Annotated in this window: 18 protein-coding genes; 6 read left to right on the forward strand and 12 right to left on the reverse strand. The window is 62.9% G+C overall.

The window, feature by feature from the left end; translation table 11 throughout:
* Positions 1-319: 319 nt before the first annotated feature.
* The 5 genes from KVO92_RS18135 to KVO92_RS18155 all read left to right on the forward strand — a co-directional run bounded on the left by KVO92_RS18135 (position 320) and on the right by KVO92_RS18155 (position 8321).
* On the forward strand, positions 320-1657 hold the full coding sequence (locus tag KVO92_RS18135) for a serine hydrolase domain-containing protein (RefSeq protein WP_254621470.1): 1338 nt from the start codon (positions 320-322) through the stop codon (positions 1655-1657).
* Positions 1658-1758: 101 nt separating this feature from the next.
* Entirely contained in the window at positions 1759-3627 is a 1869-nt protein-coding gene (locus KVO92_RS18140) for a DUF1302 domain-containing protein (protein WP_217476916.1), read from the forward strand.
* A 2-nt stretch (positions 3628-3629) separates the two neighbouring features.
* Entirely contained in the window at positions 3630-4973 is a 1344-nt protein-coding gene (locus tag KVO92_RS18145) for a DUF1329 domain-containing protein (protein ID WP_217476917.1), read from the forward strand.
* A 100-nt stretch (positions 4974-5073) separates the two neighbouring features.
* A complete protein-coding gene (locus KVO92_RS18150; RefSeq protein WP_217476918.1) occupies positions 5074-7041 on the forward strand; it encodes an alkyl/aryl-sulfatase in 1968 nt (655 codons plus the stop codon).
* Positions 7042-7349: 308 nt separating this feature from the next.
* Positions 7350-8321 carry a LysR family transcriptional regulator gene (locus tag KVO92_RS18155; RefSeq protein WP_217476919.1) on the forward strand — a complete coding sequence of 324 codons (972 nt, stop codon included), beginning with the start codon at positions 7350-7352 and terminating at the stop codon, positions 8319-8321.
* Here the strand turns inward: KVO92_RS18155 and KVO92_RS18160 are convergent.
* The 11 genes from KVO92_RS18160 to KVO92_RS18210 form a co-directional block, all read right to left on the reverse strand.
* The gene (locus tag KVO92_RS18160; protein ID WP_217476920.1) at positions 8285-9583 is read right to left on the reverse strand and encodes an MFS transporter; all 1299 of its coding nucleotides are present in this window, start codon (positions 9581-9583) and stop codon (positions 8285-8287) included. The genes KVO92_RS18155 and KVO92_RS18160 overlap by 37 nt on opposite strands.
* 69 nt (positions 9584-9652) lie before the next feature.
* Positions 9653-10816 carry an acyl-CoA dehydrogenase family protein gene (locus KVO92_RS18165; RefSeq protein ID WP_217476921.1) on the reverse strand — a complete coding sequence of 388 codons (1164 nt, stop codon included), beginning with the start codon at positions 10814-10816 and terminating at the stop codon, positions 9653-9655.
* Between the two features lie 10 nt (positions 10817-10826).
* A complete protein-coding gene (locus KVO92_RS18170) occupies positions 10827-12374 on the reverse strand; it encodes a class I adenylate-forming enzyme family protein (protein WP_217476922.1) in 1548 nt (515 codons plus the stop codon).
* Positions 12375-12697: 323 nt separating this feature from the next.
* Positions 12698-13501, reverse strand: a complete 804-nt coding sequence (locus tag KVO92_RS18175; RefSeq protein WP_217476923.1) for an outer membrane protein OmpK — start codon at positions 13499-13501, stop codon at positions 12698-12700.
* A 135-nt stretch (positions 13502-13636) separates the two neighbouring features.
* Positions 13637-15031 carry an amidohydrolase family protein gene (locus KVO92_RS18180; RefSeq protein ID WP_217476924.1) on the reverse strand — a complete coding sequence of 465 codons (1395 nt, stop codon included), beginning with the start codon at positions 15029-15031 and terminating at the stop codon, positions 13637-13639.
* 29 nt (positions 15032-15060) lie between these two features.
* Positions 15061-16401, reverse strand: a complete 1341-nt coding sequence (locus KVO92_RS18185) for a nucleobase:cation symporter-2 family protein (protein WP_217476925.1) — start codon at positions 16399-16401, stop codon at positions 15061-15063.
* A gap of 210 nt (positions 16402-16611) precedes the next feature.
* The gene (locus tag KVO92_RS18190) at positions 16612-17679 is read right to left on the reverse strand and encodes a CobW family GTP-binding protein (protein WP_217476926.1); all 1068 of its coding nucleotides are present in this window, start codon (positions 17677-17679) and stop codon (positions 16612-16614) included.
* A complete protein-coding gene (locus KVO92_RS18195) occupies positions 17676-18299 on the reverse strand; it encodes a UbiX family flavin prenyltransferase (protein WP_217476927.1) in 624 nt (207 codons plus the stop codon). The genes KVO92_RS18190 and KVO92_RS18195 overlap by 4 nt, the downstream gene beginning before the upstream one ends.
* On the reverse strand, positions 18296-19693 hold the full coding sequence (locus tag KVO92_RS18200) for a UbiD family decarboxylase (protein ID WP_217476928.1): 1398 nt from the start codon (positions 19691-19693) through the stop codon (positions 18296-18298). Before KVO92_RS18200 ends, KVO92_RS18195 begins: the two co-directional genes overlap by 4 nt.
* A 179-nt stretch (positions 19694-19872) precedes the next feature.
* Positions 19873-20781, reverse strand: coding sequence for an amidohydrolase family protein (locus KVO92_RS18205; RefSeq protein WP_217476929.1), 909 nt, complete (start codon positions 20779-20781; stop codon positions 19873-19875).
* A gap of 19 nt (positions 20782-20800) precedes the next feature.
* Positions 20801-21715 carry an amidohydrolase family protein gene (locus KVO92_RS18210; protein ID WP_217476930.1) on the reverse strand — a complete coding sequence of 305 codons (915 nt, stop codon included), beginning with the start codon at positions 21713-21715 and terminating at the stop codon, positions 20801-20803.
* A 320-nt stretch (positions 21716-22035) separates the two neighbouring features.
* Between KVO92_RS18210 and KVO92_RS18215 the strand changes: the two genes are divergently transcribed.
* The gene (locus KVO92_RS18215) at positions 22036-22929 is read left to right on the forward strand and encodes a LysR substrate-binding domain-containing protein (protein WP_217476931.1); all 894 of its coding nucleotides are present in this window, start codon (positions 22036-22038) and stop codon (positions 22927-22929) included.
* Positions 22930-22959: 30 nt separating this feature from the next.
* On the opposite strand, the gene KVO92_RS18220 is transcribed toward KVO92_RS18215, so the two are convergent.
* Positions 22960-23814: a helix-turn-helix domain-containing protein gene (locus KVO92_RS18220; protein WP_217476932.1), complete on the reverse strand. Its 855-nt coding sequence runs from the start codon at positions 23812-23814 to the stop codon at positions 22960-22962.
* Positions 23815-24377: the final 563 nt, after the last annotated feature.

A 24377-nucleotide genomic window follows, 5' to 3' on the forward strand; every position in this document is an offset into this window, starting at 1 on the left:
AGCTCCTGACAGCGTAATCGCCTCTTCTTGCTCTTACCTGTCCTGCTGTGTCACCTCAATTATTTTCCTTCGGACCGTGCGGTTCTTGCCTAGTCCTGCGCACCACCGCACCACCCGAGCGGTCCATGCCAATCCCGCGGCCGTCTTGCACAGATCCACCGTTCTGCAATCAGACCGACGCCTGCTGTCTCCCCCGCATTAGGCGGCCATTCCAAAACGGCATATCCCGCATCGCACAGTTCTATTAGTTATAGGGGAAAACGCTTGGATAGCATCATTCGAAAGCCCTTCGGGAAACTTCGCCAAAGGAACAAGAATAATGAAACCAAGCGTAGCCTTATCCCTCACCATGCCTCCATTCGGCTTGCGGAGCCTGGGACTGGGCGCGGCAATTTCTTTCATGGGCGTGCTGCAGCCTGCGCTGGCCGCGAGCCCGACCAGCGCGGGTGTCATGGAAGGTTTTCCGCCGGCCGTTGAGATGCGCGTGAACCAGGGAAATGCCTTTACGCTACCCTTTCTGCGCTGGTCCATGCGCCACGCCCGCGAAGTGTCACCGACTCGCACTATCGCTCGCTCCGAACGTCCGCTGACGATTACCGAAGGGGCGCACAAAGGCTTCGGTTCGCTGACCTTCGCGGCGGGGCAGCAGCGGATATCGCTCGATGGCTATCTAGGCGAGACCGCCACCGACGGCCTGATCGTATTGCACAAAGGCGAAATCGTGTTTGAGCGGTACTTCGAGGGGTTCGACGCGCGGCAGCCGCACGTCTGGGCATCCATGACCAAGTCGGTGACCGGATTGCTTGCCGCGCAGTTCATCGCCGAAGGCAAACTGGACCCGAACGCCAAGCTTGTGCAATACGTGCCCGAGCTGGGTGGCACAGCGTTCGGTGAGAGCACCGTGCAACAGAATCTGGACATGCAGGTGGCGGTGGCCTATCCGGAGCACGTGCCGCCAGATCTGGGGCTGTTCGCCGCGACGGGGCTGATTCCGCGAAAACCGGACATGCCCGGCGATATCTATTCGTTTCTGCAAGTCGCCAAAGCGGACGAACAAACCGCCTCGTCGCCGGTGTTCTTCTACCAGAACGGCTCGCCCGAAGCGGTGGCTTGGGCGTTGCGCCGCATCTCCGCACAGAGTTGGGCCGAACTGGTGTCCGAGCGAATCTGGTCACGCTTTGCGCAAGAGGACGCCTATGTCCAGGTCGACGCACTGGGCACCGAGATGGCCAGCGGTGGTATCAGCTGCAATCTGCGCGATACCGCGCGCTTTGCCGAGTTGGTGCGCCGTGAGCTTACTCGTGACAGGGCCGATGACAGCTTCAACCAGGCCGCCCGCAGTCTGCTGAACAGCGGCGATGCGGCGCTGTTCGCCAAAGGCAATCTGGGGCCGGGACGGCCCGGCTACGCCTACCGTAATTACTGGCTGCAGAAGAATGACGGTGACGGGTCGCTGGAGGCCAGCGGCCGTTTCGGCCAGAAAATCTACATCAACCCGACGCGTGAGCTGGTCATCGTCAAGCTGTCGGCGACGCCCGACCTGGCGCGCCGCGCGACCAGCGCGGACGGACCGGCCAAGGTGGCGTCCCGGGCGATCGACTCGCCCGCCACCTTCAACAACATGGTCAGCGCGGTACTGGACGACTTGCCGCACTGAGCCACACCTCGCACCCACCCGCAAACGAACCGCGCAGGCCACTGCGCTTCAGCGGGCTGTTGCCCGCGTAACGGACCCGACAAAAACAACGAGAGGGTTGTATGAGCTACTTCATCACGCGTCACCGACATCGTTTCGCCCCTGCCGCGCTGGCGTCGGGAATCGCGCTGGCCTGCCAGTCATCGCTGCTGCAGGCCGCCACCTGGCAGCTCGATGACGACTGGAGCCTGACTACCCACAGCACCCTGTCGCTGGGCACCAGTTGGTCCCTGCAGAACGCCGACAAAGGGCTGCTGAACAAGGCGGATGCCGCCAGCATCGGCAAGGAGGGCAGGGGCATCAATTACAACGGCGACGACGGCAAGCTCAACTTCGACAAGGGCGACACCATTTCGACGCTGTTCAAGGGCCTGACCGAGTTCGACCTGAACGGCGGGTCCCAAGGCGCGTTTATCCGCTTCAAATACTGGTATGACCATGCCATGGCGACCGGCAACGGCGACTTCCGGCGCTTCGACGATGCCGGCTGGCAGCGCCTGGCCCGTTTCAAGGGTTTCGAGGTGCTCGATGCCTACCTGTGGAAGGACTTCGAACTGGCCGATCGCCCGCTCAGCGTGAAGGTCGGCAAGCAGGTACTCAGCTGGGGCGAAGCGCTGTTCATGCAGAACGGCGTCAACGCCATCAACCCGCTGGATGTCTCGGCGTTCAACCGCCCCGGCACCGAGCTCAAGGAAGGCCTGCTGCCGGTGGAGATGGTGTCGTTCAACTACGACCTGGCTGACCGCCTCAGCGTCGAGGGCTTCTGGCAGTACAACTTCCGCCCGTCGGTGCTGGAGGGCTGTGGCACCTTCTTCAGTACCAATGATGCTCTGCAGGAAGGCTGTCAGTACAACAAGCTCATCGCCGGCGGCATTGCGACCACCGATATTTCCAGCATCGAAAACGCCGTCGACGCGCCGCCCGGGATGGCACCGGCTGCCGAGCGCTACCTGCGTCGTACATCCACCGACTGGGCGCGCGACACCGGTCAGTACGGCCTGGCCATGCACTACCTGGTCGAGCCGCTCAACGATGCTGACCTCGGCCTGTATTACCTCAACTACCACAGCCGTACACCGCTGCTGTCCGGGGTGATTGCACGTCAGGCGCCCGGCGCCGGCGGCAATCCGGGAGCCAACCTCAACACGGGTGATTACTCCACCGTCTACCCGGAAGACATCCGCCTGTTCGGTGCCAGCATCAGCACCGTGGTGGGCAGCACGGCGGTGTTCGGCGAGCTGACCTATCGCCCCAACATGCCGCTGAGCTACAACTCCGCGGACCTGATCAACCTGCTTGCCGGCCAGCGCAATAGCTGGATCATGCCGATGACCCCCGCTGAGCTGGCCGCGGCCCGTGGCAGCCGGGTGGACGGCTACACGCGCAAGGAGGTGTGGCAGTTCAGCCTGGGGGCCGCCGACAGCCTGTCCAATGTGCTCGGGGCGCAACGCCTCGCTTGGGCTGCGGAGCTGGGGGGCAACTGGATAGGCGGGCTCGATCCGCAGGACCAGCGGCTCGGACGTCCCGGCTCCTTCGGTCGTACCCCGACGTCCGACGGTAGCCCTTGCTCGACACCCTCGGCTCAGAACCCCGCCGGACTGACCGACGCTGAACTCGCCGCTGCCACCAACTGCAACACCCACGGGGTGATGACCGCGTTCTCCTGGGGCTATCGCGTGCGCATGGGGTTGAGCTACGAGGATTGGCTGCCGGCCACGGTGGTGACCCCTTCGATCAACTGGCGCCACGACGTCGAGGGTTACGGCCCCAACTTCCAGGAAGGACAGCAGGCCCTGGGCCTTGCCTTGAACTTCGACTATCGCAACGAGTACTCGCTCGAGCTGGCTTACAACAGCTTCTTCGGCACGAACGAGTTTTCCCTCATCGATGACCGCGACTATGCCTCGGTCACTGTCAAAGCGAGCTTCTGACCATGACTGCCTTCAAGACCCTCTCTTTTTCCCTCAGTCTGCTGGCCGCCTGCACCCTGGTACAGGCCAAGGAAAACGATCCGGCGCATCTGGATAACGTGCTCACGCCGGTGGGAGCCGAGCGCGCCGGCAATGCCGATGGCAGCATCCCGGCCTGGGATGGCGGTATGAAGCCGGGTGCCGCGGCCATCGGCGCCAACGGCGATTACAGCGATCCGTTCGCCAACGAGCAGCCGCTCTTCGTGATTACCCACGACAACGTGGGCCAGTACAAGGACCAACTGAGCCCCGGTCAGCAAGAAATGTTCGCCCGCTATGCGGACTACCGCATGCCGGTCTATCCGACCCACCGCAGCGCCACGCTACCCCAGGCCTACCTCGACAAGAGCCGGGAGAACCTTGGCCAGGTGTCGCTGAGCGACAACGGTAACGGTCTGAAAGGCTATGAGTTCGGCGTTCCGTTTCCACAGCCGACCGCGGGCCTGGAAGTCATGTGGAACCACCTGACGCGCTATCGCGGAGGGTCGATTCGGCGGCAGTTCGCATCGGCTACCGTTCAGGAGAAAGGTGACTACACGCTGGTCAGTTCGGACGGCCTGACCGTCTTTCGCGAAAACATCAGCGATCTCGGCCCAAACGAAAACCTGTTGTTGCTCAACCGTGTACGCACCACCGCGCCATCACGCTATGCCGGTGAGGTCACGCTGGTGCACGAGCCGCTCAATCTGGTCGAAGGCTCGCGCTCGGCCTGGCAATACAACCCCGGGCAGCGACGTGTGCGCAGGGCGCCGACGGTCGCCTATGACAGCAGTGCGCGGTACAGCTTTGGTCAGGTGATCGCCGACAGCGTCGACGGTTACAACGGCGCCCCTGATCGCTACGACTGGACGCTGCAGGGCAAGAAGGAAATGCTGATTCCCTACAACGCCTACCGGGTGGCCAGCAAGCAGATCAAGTACAGCGACCTGTTGACGCCGAACTACCTCAACCCTGCCTATACCCGTTATGAGAAACACCGCGTGTGGGTCGTCGAGGCGAATCTCAAAGAGGGGGTTCGGCACGTATACGCCAAACGCCGCTTCTATCTCGATGAAGACACCTGGCAGATCGTGGCGTCGGACATCTATGACAGCCGTGGTGAGTTGTGGCGCAACTATGAATCGCATATCGCCATGCTGCATGACGTCCAGCTGCCGATCACCGTGGCCGAGGCGACCTACGATCTGATCTCCGGCCGCTACGCGGTCAACTATCTGACCAACGAGGCGCCCAGCAAGGCGCGCTACGGCGAGACCCTGTCGAAATCGGAGTTCACGCCAGCGCAGTTGAAGCGCCTGGGCAAATAGCGGCTTGCACAGTCTGGTCAGCCGGTTGGTTGGCCAGCGCTCGCGAAGACGGCGCCCTGACCGGCGCCGACGTTGCATTCATTCATCGACGGACAAGATCATGCCCATTTTTCGCCTCAGCGCCTTGGCCCTGGCGGTTATCGCCTTGGGGGCCCACGCCGAGCAGCAGCCGATCGCTGCCAAACCCGCCACCGAGATCACCACGCAGCGCAATCAGGCGTGGCTCGAGCAACTGCCCTTCGCTGACCAGGCCGATTTCGAGAGTGCCCGCAGGGGGCTTATCGAACCATTCGACGGTGTGATCAAGCGCGCCGATGGCAAGCCAGTCTGGAACCGCGTGGCTTACAACTTCCTCGATGGCAAGGATGCGCCGTCGAGCGTCAACCCGAGCCTCTGGCGGATCGCCCAGCTCAACAACATCGCCGGCTTGTTCGAAGTACGCGAGCGCGTCTATCAGATCCGCGGTATGGACCTGTCGAACATGACCATCATCGAAGGCGACAGCGGTGTGATCATCATCGATCCGTTGATCAGCACCGAGACAGCGCGCGCCGGCCTCGAGCTGTATTACAAGCATCGCCCGCGCCGCCCGGTGGTCGCGGTGATCTACAGCCATTCTCATGTCGACCATTTCGGCGGCGTGCGTGGCGTCATCGACGAAGCCGATGTGAAGGCCGGCAACGTCATGGTGATCGCGCCGCAAGGTTTCTACGAACACGCCGTCAGCGAGAACGTACTGGCCGGACCGGCGATGATGCGCCGCGCACAGTACATGTACGGCGCGCTGCTGCCGCGCGGCGAGCGAGGGCAGGTGGATGCCGGCCTCGGCAAGGGCACGCCGATCAATGCAACGGTGACATTGATCGCACCGACCGACCTGATTGTCGAGCCGCTGGAGACGCACAAGGTCGATGGCGTGGAGATCGAATTTCAGCTCACGCCGGGCAGCGAGGCACCGGCGGAAATGAACATGTACTTTCCGCAGTTCAAGACCTTGTGCATGGCCGAGAATGCTACCCACACCCAGCACAACGTGCTGACGCTGCGCGGCGCCCTGGTGCGTGACGCCAAGGTATGGGCCCAGTACCTGGACGAGTCGCTGGTGCGCTACGGCGACAAGGCCGAAGTGTTGTTCGCTCAACATCATTGGCCAACCTGGGGTGGCGGTGAGATTCGTGACTATCTGGCCGACCAGCGAGACATGTACGCCTTCCTCGACAGTCAGACGTTGCGCCTGATCAACCAGGGACTGACCTCCACCGAGATCGCGGCCAAGCTGCAGTCGTTGCCGCCGCGGCTGGCCAGCAAGTGGTACAGCCGTGACTACTACGGGTCGCTCAGCCACAACGTGCGGGCTGTCTACCAGCGGTACATGGGGTTCTACGACGGCAATCCGGCCAATCTCGACCCGTTGCCGCCGGTGGAGGCGGGTAGCCGCTACGTCGCCGCCATGGGCGGCGCCGACGCGGTGCTGAACGGTGCCCGCCAGGCCTTTGCTGAAGGTGACTACCGCTGGGCGGCGCAACTGCTCAACCATCTGGTCTTCGCCGAACCTGACAACGCGGCGGCGCGCAACCTGCAGGCCGATACCCTGGAGCAGCTCGGCTACCAGAGTGAGAACGCGACCTGGCGCAACGTCTACCTCAGCGGTGCTCATGAGCTGCGCGCAGGTGTAGCCGAGGCCCGTGCGCGCAATGGCTCGCCAGACATGGTACGGGCGCTGACGCCCAGCATGTTCTTCGACTACCTGGCCGTTCGTATCGACGCCATGAAGGAGGCCGAGCGGGACCTGTTGATCAATTGGCGTTTTACCGACCTCGACGAGCAATACGCGCTGACCCTGCGTAACGGAGTGCTGACCCAGCGCAAGGGTTCGCGCCACGCCGAAGCCGACATCGACGTGAGCATGAGCAAGGCATTGCTCGACCGCATCGCCCTCAAGGAAACCAGTTTCCTGAAGGAAGCCACGAGCGGTGGAATCGACATCGACCGCGGGCGTATGCAACTGCTCAAGCTGCTCGGCGGCCTGGACGAGGCGAACCCGCAGTTCAACCTGGTCACGCCCTGAGTCGCGAACGAACGCCCCGCGCGGCGCTGGCCGGGCGGGGCGTTTTTGTCCGCGTCCGCATCGGCCACCGTGGCCTGCGCTGCATGCATTCCGGAGGCCACCGGCAACGCCGTCCGGATGCGTCCGATAGCGCACCTGGCGTCCAGCCTGCCGCAATGGCCGGCGGGTGAACGCCATCCTCTGTCATCCGGGCTGCCAAGGCTCCCGTGGTGTCGGTGATTCAGCGATACTAGGGCGGCGCGCAGCCCCCCGCAGATAACCGCTTCTGGGGGGCGACAACGCGCCGGCACGATCCTAGAGAGAACCGCATGACCCTCAAGCAGCTCCGTTACCTGATTGCCATCGCCGAGGCCGGGAGCTTTTCCGCTGCCGCCCGGCGGGCCTACATTGCGCAGCCGGCGTTGAGTCGGCAGATCAGCCTGCTGGAAAGCGAATTGCGCATCCAGTTGCTGGAGCGTCAGCACGATGGTGTGGCGTTGACCGATGCGGGCCGGCAGCTGTACGAGGTCGCGCGTTCGGTGGTGCAGAAGCTCGATTCGGTAAAGGACGAACTGACCTCCACCCGGGGCGATCCCAAGGGCCACGTGTCCATCTCGATTCCGGCCACCGCCTCCGCATTGCTGTTGCCGGCGATCATCGCGCGGGCGACGGAAAAATTCCCCAGCATCAGCCTGACGGTCTGCGACGGCCTGACGCGCGAGGGTGGTCAGGCCATCGAGTTGGGCAAGGTCGATTTCGGTGTGGTGCCCAACGCCGAGGAACTGGAGCACGTGACCGCCGAGCCGATTTTCACTGAAGACCTTTATTGGGTGGGGAACTCGGCCGCCGATCGCGACACCTCGCCTATCACCCTGGCCGAGGCGGGTGCAACTCGTCTGGTCATGGCGCCGCGGGCGTTGCACCTGCGCCGACGCATCGAGCAGGCGGCGATGGAAGCGGGCGTGGTGCTCAATGTCGTCTATGAACAGCAATCGGCACCGGGAATCGCCAGCCTGGTGCGCTCCGGGCTGGCGGCGACCATCTGCAACTGGCCACCCCTGGAAGAACTCTACGAGGCGACCGCCGCGCGGCTGATCGTCGAACCGCGCATTACCCGTACCGTGTCCATCGCCTACTCGGTGCACAAGCCGCTGTCGTTCGCGGCCTCCTGTATGCGAGACCTGGTGCGCGCCATCCTGCTGGAGGCGGTGCGCACCGGCCGATGGCGTGGCAGCCTGATCGAGCGTGACATCGATGACGGGTCTCAGGCCCTTGAGAGGACGGCAGGCGTTTCTTCCTGAGCTAAACGCTGCCGCGAACGCTGCGGATTCATGCTGACAAGACCGATCAGGCCCGCTGCGATCATGACCAGGCCACAGACGAGGAAACCCTGGGCGTAGCCTCCCGGATGCCCCGCACCGGCGCCTTGCACCAGCAGGCCGGTGATCACGGGCGCTGACAGACCGGCCAGCGAAGCCACCGCATTACCGATGGCGAGAATGCCGCCTCGCTGACCGCTGGGGGTGAACTCGGCGAGCATGGCCGGGCCTACCGAGTACATCACCAGCGCCAGGCCGCCGCTGAGGGTGAGGGCGATGATACGGATGCTCACCGACAGTTCGGTCAGCATCAGCGAGGCGGAGAACAGCCCTCCTGTCATGAGGCACACCGACACGAAGGCTCCTCGCGCCAGACGTGAAGGCACCCCGCGGCGCATCAGGCGCTGCGACAGCCAGGCCATGAACAGACTCAGCGGCGTCGTGATGACGACGAACAGCACGAACATGTGGCCGGTCTTCAGCGGGTCGACGCCGAGGCCGATTTCCAGGTAGCTCGGCACCCAGGTCAGGGTCAGCGCCAGCGACCAGTTAGCCGCAAAGTGACAGGCGTAGTTACCGAGCACACTGCTGTCGCTCAGCAACCGGCGATAGGGCACGGCGTGGTTGTCCTGCGCCACTTGACCGGCACGTAGACTGTCCAGCGTCCCTTCGCGTCCCAGTGCCAGCCACAACGCGCACCAGATCAGGCCGATCGCGGCGAGCACCGCGAAGTTGATGCGCCACCCGTAATTAAGACTGATCCAGGGAATCATCGCCCCGGCTACCAGCAGGCCCATGGCGCTGCCGGAATGGAGCATGGCAACCGGCAGGCTGCGACGATCATCGGGAAACCATTTGTACAACGCGTGGGTGGCCACTGGCGAGGCAGGCCCTTCACCGATGCCGAGCAGGACCCGGCAGGCCACGATCATCCATAGCGAGCTGACGAACAACATGGGGAGCTGGATCAGTGCCCAGAACAAGCCCATGCCGAGCAGCAGCGTGCGGGTGGGCCTGCGATTGGCGAGAAAACCACCGACCACCGCGGAAACAGCGAAAAGCCAGTGCAGGGCGCCACCGATCAGGCCGAACTCGGTTGGCGTCAGGCCAAGTTCCTTGGTCATCGGCACGCCGACCAGGCCAATCACGACCTTGTCGAGAAAGTTGACCAGCATCATAAAGGCCAGCAGGCAGGCGATTGTCCAGGCTTTGCGCGGATTGAAGCCCGTTTCTTCTCGGCTCATGGGATTGCTCTCTTGTTGTTCTTGAGTGCCCCGCCCGGCTTCACAGGCGGACGGGGTAAGGCGCCGCCCTTAATTGGGCATCAGGATGCCCTTGGCGATGGTATTGCGCTGGATCTCGCTGGTGCCGGTAAGCACACGCATCATGCGCGTCGCGCGGAAAAACCACTCGACGGGGTGCCCCTTGATCAAGCCGGCGCCGCCGTGAATCTGCACCGCCTTGTCGGCGATGCGGAAAGCGGTTTCGGAGGCGAACAACTTGCACATCGGCGCCTGCAGCTTGATATCCCCGCCGGCGTCGTTGTTCGCCGCCGTGGCGTACATCATGCTGCGCGCCGCGTACAACTCGGTGGCCATGTCGGCGAGCATGTGGTTGATCGCCTGGAACATGGCGATAGGCTGACCGAACTGCTTGCGCGTGCGGGCGTGCTCCAGCGAAAGGTTGAGGGCCAGACCGGCCATGCCGAGCATGGTTGGGCAATGCAGCAGACGGTTGAGGGTAATCCTGCCCATGGCCAATTTGAAGCCGGCCCCTTCGTCGCCGATGCGGTTCTCGACCGGGACGCGGACGTCCTCGAGGAGAATGTTGCCGTGGGCGCCGCCGCCGGACATCACCGAGTAATCGCTGTCGATGCTGACGCCGTCTGCGTGCAGGTCGACAAAGAAGGCTGAGATGCCCTGGGGGCCGCGGCCTGGGCCCGTGACGGCGAGCAGCACGGCGAGATCCGCATAGGGCGCACCGGATATGTAGCGCTTGGCGCCATGCAGAACGTAGTGGTCACCGTCGCGGCGTGCCACCGTGCCAATGGCGGTGGCATCGGATCCGGCCTCGGCCTCGGTGAGCGCGAAACAGATGGCCTTGTCGGCCCGGCAGATCGGGCCCAGGAAGGCTTCTATCTGGTGCTCGCTGGCGACTTTGAACAGGTGGCCGACGCGTGGCGGGCCGGACAGCTCGCCCAGTATGTGTGGCGCGAGGGGAGAGCCGGTCAGTACCGCTGCCTCCTTCACTGCACAGAGGTCGGCCACGTTCAGCCCGGCGCCGCCTAGCGCCTCGGGCAGCATGGCGTTATAGAAACCGAGTTCGCAGGAGCGACGCCAGATGTCGTTCAGCAGAGGTCTGGGCACCGGCTCGCCCCAGACGATATGTTCGCGCTGCGCCAGGGGCGCCAGTTCGTCACGCGCAAACCTGTTGATGCCGTCGATGAGGCGAGCGGCTTTTTCGCTTGGCTTGATCATGGGCGTTTCCTCAGATCCGTCTTTCGCTGTTATGCCAGTACGCTTCACGAATCAGGCGGCGCACGACCTTTCCGTTGGGGTTCTTGGGCAACTCGGTGACGAAATCCACCGCGCGGGGCTTCTTGAAGCCCGCCAGGGTGCGGCCACAGTGATCGATGATGGCTTCGGCGCTGAGTGTCTCGCCCGGCTTGAGTACGACTACCGCTCGCACCGCCTCGCCCCATTGCTCGTCGGGTACGCCGACCACCGCGGCCTCGAAGACCTGCGGCAGGGCGTAGAGCACCTGCTCGACTTCGGTGGGGTAGATGTTGAAGCCGCCGGAAATGATCATTTCCTTCTTGCGGTCGACGATGAACACGTAACCGCGATCGTCAACCGTGGCCAGATCACCGGTGAGGTAGTAACCGTCGCGCATCACCTCAGCGGTCAACTCCGGGGCCTGCCAGTAGCCCTGCATGATGTCCGGGCCCTTGACCACGATCTCGCCGATTTCCCCTGGCTTGACGTCTTCGAACTGCTCATTGACCACGCGCAGGTCGGTTTCGAAGTAGCAGCGCCCGCAGGACGCGAGGCGGCGCTGGTCGTCGTTCTCGATCAGATGATCCTGCTCGGTGAGCACCGTCACCAGCGAGCAGGTTTCGCCGGCGCCATAGCCCTGCGCGAGTATCGGCCCGAACAGGGCGATAGCCCTCTTGACCAGTGCCGGAGCCATGGGGGCGGCGCCGTACATCACCAGACGCAGGCTGGAGAGGTCGAAGCGTTCGACGTTGGGGACGTTCACCAAGCGGTTGATCATCGCCGGTACCAGGAACAGGCGAGTCACCCGCTCCCGCTCGATGGTCTCCAGCAGCAACTGATCGTCGTAGCGCTCCAGCAGTAGGTTGCAGGCACCTAATGCCAGGAGGGGCATGATCTGCATGCCGCTGGCATGGGTAATCGGACCGACGTGGGCCATGACATCGCCGGGCGCCGCGCGGCGGGTGGGGCTGGCGATGCTCTTGCGGATCAGCGCTTTGCGATTGCCGAACGACAGCATCGCAGCCTTGAGCACGCCCGAGCTGCCGGAGGTGTAATGCAACACCGCCAGCGCATCGTCCGCCGGGTCGCTGGACGCCGCGGCTTCGCTGCCGCGCTCCAGCACGGATTCATAACTGGTGTCGCCGTTATCGTCATCGAGCGACACGATCCAGCGCAGGCGAGGCAGCTCGGCGCGACGCCGTTTCAAGGCGGCGGCGAACCGCCCATCCGCGATCACCGCCTGGCTGTGCGAATCGTCCAGTACCTGGATGATCTCGTCCAATGACAAGCGGGCATTGATGGGCACCTTGACCATCGCCGACTTGTAGAAAGCGATTTCCGCCTCCACCAGCTCGACGCGGTTGAGCGCCAGGATCGCCACGTGCGCGCCCTCGTCCAGACCCAGGGTCTGTAGGCCGGAGGCCAGGCGGTTCGTGCGTCGCTCGAGCTGAGCGAAGGTAATGCGCTGACGGGCGTCGACCAATGCTTCATGGTCGGGCCAATAGAGGGCGCTACGACTGATGATTTTTCCAAGGTTCAATTTATTGTTCTCATCGGCAGGACAACGTATCCCGATGCTATCCAAGCGATTTCGCTGAGAACTAATAGAACTGTGCGATGCAGGGCATGCCGTTTTGGAATGGACCAGGGCGTGCGGTTCGAATCGATGTCCATGAGCATCGATAAGTCCGTCGCGCCAGGCGTCCAGTGAGCGTGGCTGGTTTTTACCGCGGCGCAGCTTCTGAGCGATCTTCATCCCTGTCGATGCGCTGCGATTTGCCGATGGGAAAGCGCGTCGCCGGCGCTATCACAATCGCCGGGGGAATGGCGCCCTCGTTTAAGGGCGCCTTTGGAGTGTCGGGCTCAAAAGTGCGCTTTGAACAACAAGCTGGTGGTGTTGTTATCGGTGTTGAATGCCGAACTGTCTCTGATGCCGTATTTGTTGGACCAGTACAGGTATTCAATACCGACATAAAAGGTTCGAGGCGCAAGGTGCATGGCTCGACCGACGTCATATTTCAACTGCGGGTTGAATTGGAAGTTCCTGGACACATAGTTGGGGGTGCCCTTCTTGCCGACGTCATTGACGGCCCAGTCGAAGTAACCGTCGAACAGTATTTCGGACGTGCCGACAGGAAACGTCATCGCCCAGACCGGGGTCACCTGCCACTGTCCGGAGGCTTTGCCCCTGATACCGTCGGGTTTGCGGTAGTAGATATTCAGCGCCACGCGATCGAAGCCCGGTATCGCCAGATCGAAGCCGGGGCCGAGCAGATAGGCTTGGTTGGCCTGGCCGGCGTCGCTGCTTTCGCCGCGCTCGTATTGCGCAGCGATGAGCACGTCCTTGATCGGGCCGAGGGAAAGGTCGCGCCCGGAAACCTTGCCCAGTGAAAGGCGTGGGGCGAACTCGCCGTAATAGGTATGCCCGGCGTCTCCGTTCAGGCCGTTGTACCACTTGTTATCGACGAACAGAAAAACGTCTCCCCATGCCCAGCCGCTGGCGTGCTCGAAGGTCAGGGTCTGTTGTATGTCTCCCGCATCGACCGAGAAGTTCTTCCCATAAAGGTAGGAGATGCTGTTGTCCTGCCACAGCAAGGCGTTGTCAGCCAGCGTCTCGCCGGCGAGCGTGATCCCGGCCATCAACGTAGCCGCAAGTGTCGTTTTCATGAGGTGTTGCTCCTGCCGTGCCGTGTACGCGCTCGGTGGCGAGCGGTGCACGGCGCTGCTTGATCGGGTACCGGTTCGCCAGATCGATGGATCTGGTCGAACCGGGATTGCAGGTGGTCGCTTGGCGGCGTTTGCTCAGGCGTCATCCAACGCCGAAAGCAACAGCTGCACGCCTTCGTGTGCCTCGGCGCGCAGCTGCTCCAGATCCAGCCCAGGAATCACACCGTCGTCGACGACCAGGCGGCCACCGACGATGCTGTAGCGCACGGTGATCGGCTCTCCGGCAACCACGGGCGCCAGGGCCGGGTCGTGGAATCCGAAGAAGCGCGGATGATCGAGGCTATACATCACCAGATCTGCCGCTTGGCCGACTTCAAGGGTTCCGACGGCGTCCAGCCCCAGCACCCTGGCGCCTCCCGCGGTGCCCCAGTGGATGACATCCTCGGCCACGGTCGCCGACGCACCCTGGGCCGCCCGGTGAATCAACCAGACGGTATGCGCCTCGCCGGTCATGCTGCCCGATTCGTTCGACGCCACGCCGTCGACCCCCAGCGAAATGGGGACTCCAGCGGCGTCCATCCGTGGCACATCCGCGATGCCGCTACCCAACCGGCTGTTGCTCACCGGGCAATGGGAAATGCCCGTACCGGTCTGCGCCAGCATGCGGATTTCCGATGGCTCCATATGCACCGCGTGGGCGAACCAGACATCCGGCCCGAGCCACTCGTGTTCGGCGACGAATTCCACCGGCAGGCAGTTGTATTTCTCGCGGCAGAAATTCACGTAGTTCTGCGTTTCCGACAGATGCGTGTGCATGTGCAGGCCCAGGCCGCGAGCCGTTTGTGCCAGCTCGCGCAGCAAGCCCGGTGGCAGGGAGAAGGTGGGGGTGGTGGGGGCCACGACGACGCGGCGCATCGCATCGGGCGTAGCTTGGTGGTAGCGCGATTTGAGCCGCTCGATGTCGGCCACCATGACGTCCAGCGTCTCGGGTTTGAGCGCAGTCTTGGAAAAGCCGGGATGCGCATGAGCCGACTCCAGCGCGCCGCCCCGGCAAAGGGCGAAGCGCATGCCGAATTCGTCGGCGATCTCGAACAGCGCATCGCCGGTTTCCGTGGTGCCCCCCAGGTGATACAGGAAATGGTGATCGGCACAGGTAGTGGCGCCGGAGAGCAGCAGCTCGGCCATGCCCAGCCGGGCTGCGACGCGTACCAACTGCGGGGTGAAGCGTGCCAACCGCGGATAGGGAACGCTGGCGAGCCAGCCCTCGAGGTTATGGTTGATGCCATCGGGGACCGCTTTGAGCAGGTTCTGGAACAGGTGGTGGTGGGTATTGACCCAGCCCGGATAGACCACGCAATTGCTGGCATCGATCACCCGTTCGCCAGGCTGGGCCACCAGGTCGGCGGCCATTGCGGCGATGCGGCCATCACTGATGCGGATATCCACCCGCTCGGCGCGGGCTCGCGCGCCACGCAGGCCGGTCATTACCGCCAGTGGGTTTTTCACGAGAATGTTTTGTTGTGCGTTCATGAACAGGTCCATAGATGTCGAGAGTGGGCTCAGAGACTGTGCGAGGCGTTTTCCAGCGCTACCTTGGCGGGCCGGCTGACGCCGTTGAGCAGCGCATTGAGGGTGACCGCAAGCAGGCAGGCGATAACCACGCTGCTGTGTAGAAACGGCTGGCTCCACTCCGGCAGCTGCTCGAACAGCGCCGGCGTCAGCACGGGCACCAGCGCCGCGGGGATGGTGAAACCGACGATCAGCACGTTGTAGCGGTTGCGCTCGTAGTCGACCTTGGCCAGGGTCTGGATTCCGGCAGCGGCCACCACCCCGAACATCGCGATAGCGGCCCCGCCGAGGGCGGCGCGCGGCGTCGAGGCGATGATCGCGCCCAGCTTGGGCGTCAGCGCCAGCAGGCACATCAGCAGTCCGCTAACGGCTACCACCCAGCGGCTGCGCACCCCGGTGAGAATCACCAGGCCGACGTTTTCCATGAAGGCGATAAAGGGAAAGGCGGCGAAACAACCGGCGATGGTGCTGGCCAGGCCGTTGGCGCGCAGGCCATTGATCACCTGCTTCTCTTCGATGGGCTTGTCGACGATGTCGCCGATGGCCAGGAACAGGCCCATGGACTCGACCATCTGCACGGTCATTACCACCACCATGGTGGCAATGGGAATGAGGGCGAAGGTCGGCACGCCAAAGTAGAAGGGATACGGCACCGTGATCCAAGGGGCCTCCTGCACACTGGAAAGGTCGCCCATGCCCAGCGTTCCCCCCAGCAGCGCACCCACCAGCATGCCGATCAGCACCGCGAGGTTGCGCAGCATCGGACCGCCGAAGCGATTGACCAGCAGAATGGTCACCACCACCGCGGTGGCGACCGCGAGGAACGACGGCGCGCCGAAGTTGCTCACATGACGCCCCCCGCCGATCCACTCATAGGCCACCGGAAACAGCTGCAAGCCGATCACCGTGACGATGCAGCCGGTTACCACCGGCGGGAAAAAGCGCCGCAGTTTGCCGACGAAAGGCGCGGCGAGGATGGTGAACAAACCCGCCCCGATCACCGCGCCGCAGACCCCGGCAAAGCCGACTTCCGGGTTGCTGGCGATGGCGATCACCGGTCCGACGCTGCTGAAGGCAACCCCCTGCAGGATCGGCAAGCGTACGCCGAACTTCCAGAAGCCAACGGTCTGCAACAGGGTGGCGATGCCGGAACAGAACAGCGTGGTACTGATCAGCACCACCGTATCGGCCTGGGACATGTGCAGCGCCGAGGCGATAATCAGCGGCACCGCGATGGCGCCGATGTAGCAGACGGCCATGTGTTGCAGGCCGAGGGTGAGCATTTGCCGTAATGGCAGGATGTTATCTACCGGATGCGTGGCGGAAGTCATGGTGTTGCTCCTCTGTATCTTGTTTTTGTGCGGTAAAGAGGGATACCCATTCAGTCTGCTAAGAGCCGCTGACAACTGTTTCCATGCATTCCCGAGCAGCTCGCCAGCCTCTGCCTGCAGACGCTGACGAACCACCCCAACCCACCAGGCGGCGGACTATCCAACCGGGAGCGCAACACCGGCTTTTCTGTTGAAGGCTCTCAACCCATTTCAACTGGCTAGGCAGGCCTGGAAACCCTCGTTCAAAGCGGCTCGGTCAAGATTGCGTCCGATAAAAACGATCTTGCTTGAGCGGGGTTCGTTGCCCCACGGCTGCGCAGCGCGAAACTCGATCAGGCTGTGCACGCCCTGAAGTACGTAACGTTGGTCCTGGCTCTTGACGGCCAGCACGCCCTTCATGCGAAACAGCGTTTCGGCCTGCTGGGTGCGTAGTTCGCTGATCCAGGCATGAAAGGCGGGCAGGTCGATATCGGCGTCCACCGCGAAGCCCACCGAGGTCACGCTGGGATCGTGCTCGTGCGTGTACGCGTCGTCGTGGTCGTGGTCAGCATGGTGCTGGTGCTGGTGCGGCTGCTCGGCGTGATGCTTGTCGGCACCGATTTCCATCAGCTTTCGCGTGGACTCGAACGCACCGATGCCGAAGATCTTCGACAGGTCGATCTGTCCGTAGCTGGACGTCTCCAGGTCAGCCGTGGCGTTGAGGCCCCGAATCGTGAGGATCAGATCGTCGACCTCATGGGGATGAACGAGATCGACCTTGTTGACCACGATGCGGTCGGCGCAGACGATCTGATCCACTGCCTGGTTATCCATACCGTCCAGCTGCAGATCCTTCAGGTGCTGACCGACGTGTTTCGCGTCGACCATCGTGACAATGGCATCGAGCTCCACCTCTTTTGCGATCGGGTCGCTGATGAAGAAGCTCTGCGCAACGGGGTAGGGGTCGGCCATGCCGCTGGTTTCGATGAGGATGTGATCGAGCCGCTCCGGCCGCGCGACCAGCTCGCGCACGATGCGCACCAGGTCTTCGCGGACCTCGGCCGTGCAGCACACACAACCGTTGACCATCTCGTAGATTTCCTCGGTTTCGGAGGACAGCACCAGATCACCGTCGATGCCCACTTCACCGAATTCGTTTTCGATCACGGCGATCTTGCGTCCGTGGTTCTCGCGCAGGATGTAGTTGAGCAGCGTGGTTTTGCCGGCACCCAGGAAGCCGGTGAGTATGGTGACCGGGATCTTGTCGTTGCGGCTGGGGGCGTTGAATGGCGTGTTCATACGATCTCCTTGGCGGTGGGAAGCGGGTCGGCGATCGCGCTGGCCGTCGGGGCGGATTCGCCCCAACGCAGTGCGGTGCCGGCATCGAGGCCGAACAGGTCGAGTACCCGACCTAGGGTGTGGTCGATCATCTGGGTAAGGTTTTCCGGCCGCGCATAGAACGCCGGCACGGGCGGAGCGATGATGCCGCCCATCTCGGTGACGGCCGTCATGTTGCGCAGATGGGCCAGGGTCAGCGGTGTTTCGCGGGCCATCAGCACCAAGGGGCGGCGCTCCTTGAGCGTGACGTCGGCCGCGCGCGAGATCAGGCTCGTAGAGGTGCCGGTCGCGATCTCCGCCAGCGTCCTCATCGAGCAGGGCGCGACGATCATTCCCAGCGAGCGGAAGGATCCGCTGGAAATACCCGCTGCCAGGTCATCGGAGCGATGGTAGTGACTCGCACGGGTGATCACGTCCGCCAGCTTGTAGTCGGTCTCGTGCGCCATCGTCAGCAAGGCCGCGCGGCTGACGACCAGGTGGGTTTCAACGTTCAGCTCCGCCAGCACTTCCAGCAGACGCAAGCCGTAGATGAAGCCGGACGCACCGCTGATGCCGACGACCAAACGCCGATGCGCAGTCATGCCAAGCTCCTCGGCGGATAGCCGTCGAGCAGCTTCTGCGCACGTGCGACCACGCGCTCATCGAGGCGCGCACGAATTCCGTCGAAGCCTGAGCCGCGTGTGGCATCCAGGCCCATGCGCGAGGTCGTGCCGTCGACCGAGGACGACGGGTCGAGAGGACTCCCCGGCAAGCCATCGACGATGAACAGGTCCTGATGCGGCTGAAAATGCGTGGCCAGCGCCCAGAGCACCTGGCTGTCGTCGGTGATGTCGATATCGCTGTCCACCGCGATCACCGTTTTCAGATACGGATCCCAGCCCAGCAACGCCAGCATGATCTGACGCGCTTCGCCGTCTCGGTTCTGCTCGAGTGCGACGTAGCAATGAAAGTGGGTGCCGGAATTGGGGTAGTGCACGGCCGTGACCGCCGGGAAGCGTGCCTTGAGCTGCGCGCTCATTTCCGCTTCGCGTGGCAGGCGCGCCAGCGTCAGGTGCTCTGCGTAGCGCCCACCCATCACGTCTACCAGCCAGGCATCGCGGCGGCGCATGAGCGTGTCGATTCGCAGCACGTTGTTGGTGGAACGGTCCGATGAATAGCCGCTGAACTCACCGAAAGGGCCTTCTTCGGCATAGGCGGCCGGATCGATGGCGCCTTCCAGGACGAACTCGGCGTAGGCCGGCACGCCGATGCCGTAGCGTGGGGTCCGGACCAGTTCCAGCGGAGCGCCGAACAGGCCGCCGGCAATGGCGCGTTCATCACTGCCGAAGGGCACGCGTGCAGCGGCAGCCAGCATGAAAAGCGGGTGCGCACCCACCACCATGGCCACGTGCAGCTCGTCGCCACGCTCGCGGGCGGCTTGCAGCATGCGCCAGAGATGTCCGCGCGAGTGCAGGCTGGTAGCCAGCGCCTGGCGAGCGTGGCGCATCGAGCGGTGATAGCTCATGTTGCACACGCCGGTGACGGGGTCCTCGGCGATGATGATCGCGTTGGTGATGTAGGGGCCGCGGTCGCTGTCGAAGTGCTTGAGCATGGGCAGCAGCGCCAGGTCGACCGCTTCACCCTCGAACACTTGGTCCAGGACCGGGCCCTGCTCGATATAGCGAGGCGCGATGGGGCTGCTGGCGCGGGCTTGAAAGGTCGCGTGCAACTGCGCGGGTTCTACGCCGAACAGCCTGGCAATGCGTGTCCGCGAAGCGAACACATTGGTGACCACCGGCACGCCGAGCCCGCCCACCTGTTTGCCGATGAGCATGGGGTGCCGACCTTGCGTGGCCAGCGTGTCGACGAGCGCGGTGAGATCCTGATCGGCGGACAACGCTTCGTCGATCGTGAGCACGTCGTCCGGGAACAGACGGTTGTAAGCGGTGGCGAAATCATGGAAGTCCTGGGTTTCGCCGAAAGGGGTGATCGCCATGTAACACCTCGAAAAAAGCAGGCGCGCAGGCGCTTGGCGATAAGGGACGCGTCGATGCAAGGTGACGGAATCTTGCCCATGACAGGCTGTCGCCAGCCTGCCGATCGAGGTCCTGCCCCTCCTTTAGTGCGGGAGGGGCGTTATCCCAAGGTCACGCAGTGCGCCTGAAAAGGACACCATCAGCTCAAATAGGTCGTGGTCAGGCGAATGTCCGCTTCAACCAGGTCCTTGGGTGGCTTGGTGGGTTCGATGCCGACCAACCGGGCGATGTTGTTGCCCAGGTAATCCTCCAGATGGTCTTCATCGATGCCCAAGCCATGCGGCGCCGGCGAGCAGAGCACCTCCAGTTCGCGCAGCCACATCCCCGGCTCGTTGGGTGGGGAGTCGGTACCGAACACGATCTTGTTGCGCGGCAGCTCCTTGGCGAACTCGACGATGCGGGACTGGAAGCACCAACCCGACTCGCAGTAGACGTTGGGGGTGTCCATCGCCATCCAGAACGCCTCGAACGAGTAGTTGCCCCCGGTCTGGATGCCGAAGTGACCGATGATGAAGTTCACCATCGGGAACTCGCGGATGATCGGGTAGAACATGGTGGGGATCGTGTACGGGCCGTCGCCGGTATGGATCAGCACCACGATGTTGTACTTGGCGCAGACCTTCATTGCCGGGCGCAACCAGTCGAGTGCGCGGTCGGGCCGGTAGCCGTGCATGTTGGCGTGCAGCTTCAGCATCTTGAAGCCGTACTCCTTGACGTGGAACTCCAGCTCGGCCGCGCCGTTTTCCGGTCCCCAGCGTGGGTTGAAGGTGAAGTTGCCGATGAAGCGATCCGGGTAGTTCACGCACAGCTCGGCGATATAGGACATGTAGTCGCGAATGCCCTCGCGGCCACGACGGTTGCCGTCACGGTAGCCGGTGTTGCCCGGCGGCGGCTGGATGAAGCCCATGTCGATGCGGCGCGGCTTGCCGTTGATCATGTAGGGGCCGTCCATCAGCTTGAGCATGCGCTCGCCGGTGAAGGGCGTGCCGGTGTGGCGCCAGGCCTCGTCGACCAGGTTGGTGGGGTGCAGATGGGTATCGATGATCATTGATCGTTCTCCTGGCGGGTCACGCGCTGACCGGGCGCTTGAGCAACGCCTCGGCTTCGGCCACGGTCTTCGGTGGCTCGGTCGGCGTCAGGCCGATCATCCGAGCGGTGTTGTTGCCCAGGTAGTCTTCCAGGGTGTCTTCGTCGAGGTTCAGGCCCTGCGGCGGTTCATGGCAGAGCACCTCGAGCAGGCGCAGCCACATCCCCGGTTCGTTCGGTGGTGTATCGGTGCCGAAGAGGATCTTGTGCTTAGGGAGCACCTTGGCGAACTCGACGATGCGCGACTGCAGGCACCAGCCCGACTCGCAATAGACGTTGGGCAGTTCCATTGCCCACTGCATGGGTTCGAAGACGTAGACCCCGCCGGTCTGTACGCCGAAGTGCGCCATGATGAAGTCCACATTGGGGAACTCCTTGATCATGGGGACCCATTCGGAGGGGATGCTGTAGGGGCCGTCGCCGGTGTGCAGCTTGACCGGTATGCCCAGCTCGGCGCATTTCTCGAAGGCGGGGCGGACCCAGTCAAGGGCACGATCCGGACGGTAGGCATGCATGTTGGCCTGCATCTGGACCATCTTGAAGCCGTGCTCCTTGACGTAGCGCTCGATGGCTTCGACGCCGTTTTGCACGCCGCAACGCGGGTTGTAGACGAAGCAGCCGATGAAGCGGTCCGGATAGGTCTGCACCATTTTCAAGGTGTAGGCCATGTAGGCGTCGATGGACTCGCGACCCGAGAGTTCGCCGTCGGTCCATGTGTAGATGGTGTTGCCTTGCGGCGGCTGGATAAACGCCTTGTCGATACGGCGCGGCTTGCCGTTGATCATGTAAGGGCCATCCATCATCTCGAGTAGACGTTCGCCCGTGAACGGGTCGCCGTCATGCCTCCAGGCGAGGTCCACCTGATCGGTGGGGTAGCAACTGATATCGATGATCACTGTCGATCTCCTGATATGTCTGGGAAGGCTTCTTCCGTTCGCAGCAGTTGCGTCTCAAGCAGTCGGCCCTTCTATGCGCGTTGCTGCGCATTCCCTCACCTGTTGCGTCAAGCGATGTGCTGCTGGGGCTGAGTATCAGAAGATCGGGCGGGCGCCGTACAATACTGTTTGCTGCCCATGGTGATAGGTTTCCGATATTGGCTAAGGCCGGCGTTGCTGGTTACAACGGGCGTGCCAGGTTGGGGTGCGGTTGCCACGACGGTCTTTACTGGCGAGGGCGCTGGCGCTGGTGCGCCAAATGATAAGAAGGTGTAAGTCACATGGACTTGCGACTGCTTCGTTACTTTTCGGTCCTGGCCGACGAACTTCACTTCGGCCGCGCGGCCACACGGTTGAATATTTCGCAGCCGCCTCTGAGCCAGCAGATACGGCTGCTCGAGGACGAACTCGGCACGCCGCTGTTCGAACGGACGCACCACCGCGTCGAGCTCACTGCCGCCGGGCGCGTGTTCAAGGAGCAGGTTCCGCTCGTGTTCGAACAGCTGAACAGGGCGCTCGATCTGACCCGTCAGACTGGCCGGGGGCAGTTGGGCGAGCTGGAGATAGGCATGATCAGCTCGGTCATGGTGGGCGTGTTGCCTCAGGTGCTTCACCTGTTCCGCGAGCGGTATCCCGGTGTCGACTGGCGGCTGCATGAGATGACGCCCGCGTCGCAACTGACCTCGCTGAAAGAAAAGCGTCTGGATCTGTGCGTGTTCCGGGTTGGGCACGACGATCCCGAGCTGCGCAACGAGTTGCTCATGTACGAGCCGATACGCGCCGTCCTGCCGGCCGCCCACCCCCTGGCGCGCCAGGAGACGGTGGCACCTGCCGACCTTGCGGGTGAGCCCTTCGTGATGCTCAAGCTCAAGCAATCGCGCTTTGCTGACTTCCTCCAGCAGTGCTGCGTCGACAGAGGCTTTACGCCCCAGATTCGCCAGCAGGTGATCGAAGTCCAGACGTTGCTCAGCCTGGTTCGGGCTGAATTCGGTGTGTCGCTATTGCCCGCCTCGCTGGAGGAGCTGGCACCGGAAGGGGTGGTCTTCCGCCGGCTGGCGCCTGCGCTGCCCGAGGTTCCCTTGTATATCGTCTATCGTGCCGACGACGAATCGCCCGTGCTCAAGCTGTTCCTCGAGACACTTCGAGAGCTCGTATCGGCCGGACGGCGAGCCTGAACGGACTAGCCTCCTCAGCGAAGCCGGCCGTTATCGCTGCCGATCCGCGGATTGATGCTCGCTGCCGCTGCGCGGCTGCGCCAGCGGCTCGACGATGTAGCGCGCATTGACCGACTTCGAAAAGGCGTAGGAGAGGTTGACCCCGAAGAAGCCGCTGTAGCATCGAGACAGATGCGAGGCGTCGGTGAAGCCCGCCTGCCTGATTGCCGAAGCGGTAGGCACACCAGACAGCATCAGCGTGACGAACTGGATCAACCGGTACCACAGGCGATGCCTGCGCAGCGGCGCTCCGACGTGCAGGCTGAACAGCCGTATCAAGCCGGATTCCGACAAACCGACTTCATGTGCCAGCGCGCTGACGGAAATATTCAGTGAGGCGGTATCCCTGAGCCGCTCGATGACGTGGATGATTCGCGGGTCGGTGGTTGCCGGGCTGGCGTTGGAACCGTCATGGATCAGCGCCTCCATGCGGCGCTGGGCCTCGGCAAAGCCCGGCGCGTCATCGCGCAGCCGGATAAGGCTGTCGGCCAAACGTGCCTCGTCCACGAGGTTGTAGTAAACCCCCGCGATGGTCGACGTCATTCGGCGCTTCAAGACGTGGAAGTCCGGCTTCGTTGCATCCAGGTAACAGGCCGATATCACGCCCCCCTGGTTCTCAATGCTGATCCGGGTGCCCGCAGGAATGAGCAAGCTCTTTGCCGGTATCCAGCGTCCGTCGCCCGGGAGCTGGAACCTGACAGAGCCTTCAAGACATACCAGTAATGACGAAGCGGCCGAATGCAGATCCCTGATGCGCAACTGGGTGCGTCCCAAGTAGATGTAACGCCTGCTTGAAACATAGACCAGCGCAGGCCCTGACCGCTGGCTGGAACCCGAATGGCTCATGGTCCGTTACTTGTTATTGTTGTGAGTGGGCGGGTTGCCTCAACCAATAGGCAGTCACGCTTATCAACTCGCTGGGTATCGAGCTGCGGCTGAGTATAGTGTTCGCTTTTGGTCTGTCAAAAGTACTACGGGTAACTGCAATGGCGTCCTGGCTAAAACAGCCGGATGCTTGCCGAGCTAAGTTTCGGTAGTTGCTCGCTGAAGTTATAAAAAGTTATTCACTCCGCTTATCGTGTCGAGTCGTTTATCGGGCGCGGCGTTGCGCGAAGCTGGCGCAGAGGTCCATGAACGCTGGGCTGGCGGCCGCTCGTGCCGAGCTCATCGGCAACCGCGCGTTCTAATGCCCGATTATTTCAACGGAACTTTTTGGGCTTCCGATAGTTACGTCGGCCTGGTCTGAAAAGACCACGCGACGAGTTCGGAAGTGAAGGGTGCTTGTACGAACTGAGCGTGTTCGCCGATTGTTGCTCTCCTGTCGCCCTTGTTAATTTTTGCTCGGGCAGGCTTGCCGTATGCCTGCGAGTTGCTGTGGAGAACTGGTGAAAACAATAACAAGAGGCGAA

Origin of the sequence: Stutzerimonas stutzeri (assembly GCF_019090095.1) — a bacterium.
In the GTDB taxonomy this organism is placed as follows: domain Bacteria; phylum Pseudomonadota; class Gammaproteobacteria; order Pseudomonadales; family Pseudomonadaceae; genus Stutzerimonas; species Stutzerimonas stutzeri_AN.

Coding starts and splice junctions, on each gene's coding strand:
- KVO92_RS18200 (WP_217476928.1), bottom strand. CDS start 19,693: ATGGCGATCACCCCTTTCGGCGAAACCCAGGACTTCCATGATTTCGCC.
- KVO92_RS18145 (WP_217476917.1), top strand. CDS start 3,630: ATGACTGCCTTCAAGACCCTCTCTTTTTCCCTCAGTCTGCTGGCCGCC.
- KVO92_RS18155 (WP_217476919.1), top strand. CDS start 7,350: ATGACCCTCAAGCAGCTCCGTTACCTGATTGCCATCGCCGAGGCCGGG.
- KVO92_RS18135 (WP_254621470.1), top strand. CDS start 320: ATGAAACCAAGCGTAGCCTTATCCCTCACCATGCCTCCATTCGGCTTG.
- KVO92_RS18215 (WP_217476931.1), top strand. CDS start 22,036: ATGGACTTGCGACTGCTTCGTTACTTTTCGGTCCTGGCCGACGAACTT.
- KVO92_RS18190 (WP_217476926.1), bottom strand. CDS start 17,679: ATGAACACGCCATTCAACGCCCCCAGCCGCAACGACAAGATCCCGGTC.
- KVO92_RS18205 (WP_217476929.1), bottom strand. CDS start 20,781: ATGATCATCGATACCCATCTGCACCCCACCAACCTGGTCGACGAGGCC.
- KVO92_RS18180 (WP_217476924.1), bottom strand. CDS start 15,031: ATGAACGCACAACAAAACATTCTCGTGAAAAACCCACTGGCGGTAATG.
- KVO92_RS18220 (WP_217476932.1), bottom strand. CDS start 23,814: ATGAGCCATTCGGGTTCCAGCCAGCGGTCAGGGCCTGCGCTGGTCTAT.
- KVO92_RS18160 (WP_217476920.1), bottom strand. CDS start 9,583: ATGAGCCGAGAAGAAACGGGCTTCAATCCGCGCAAAGCCTGGACAATC.
- KVO92_RS18140 (WP_217476916.1), top strand. CDS start 1,759: ATGAGCTACTTCATCACGCGTCACCGACATCGTTTCGCCCCTGCCGCG.
- KVO92_RS18165 (WP_217476921.1), bottom strand. CDS start 10,816: ATGATCAAGCCAAGCGAAAAAGCCGCTCGCCTCATCGACGGCATCAAC.
- KVO92_RS18150 (WP_217476918.1), top strand. CDS start 5,074: ATGCCCATTTTTCGCCTCAGCGCCTTGGCCCTGGCGGTTATCGCCTTG.
- KVO92_RS18195 (WP_217476927.1), bottom strand. CDS start 18,299: ATGACTGCGCATCGGCGTTTGGTCGTCGGCATCAGCGGTGCGTCCGGC.
- KVO92_RS18185 (WP_217476925.1), bottom strand. CDS start 16,401: ATGACTTCCGCCACGCATCCGGTAGATAACATCCTGCCATTACGGCAA.
- KVO92_RS18175 (WP_217476923.1), bottom strand. CDS start 13,501: ATGAAAACGACACTTGCGGCTACGTTGATGGCCGGGATCACGCTCGCC.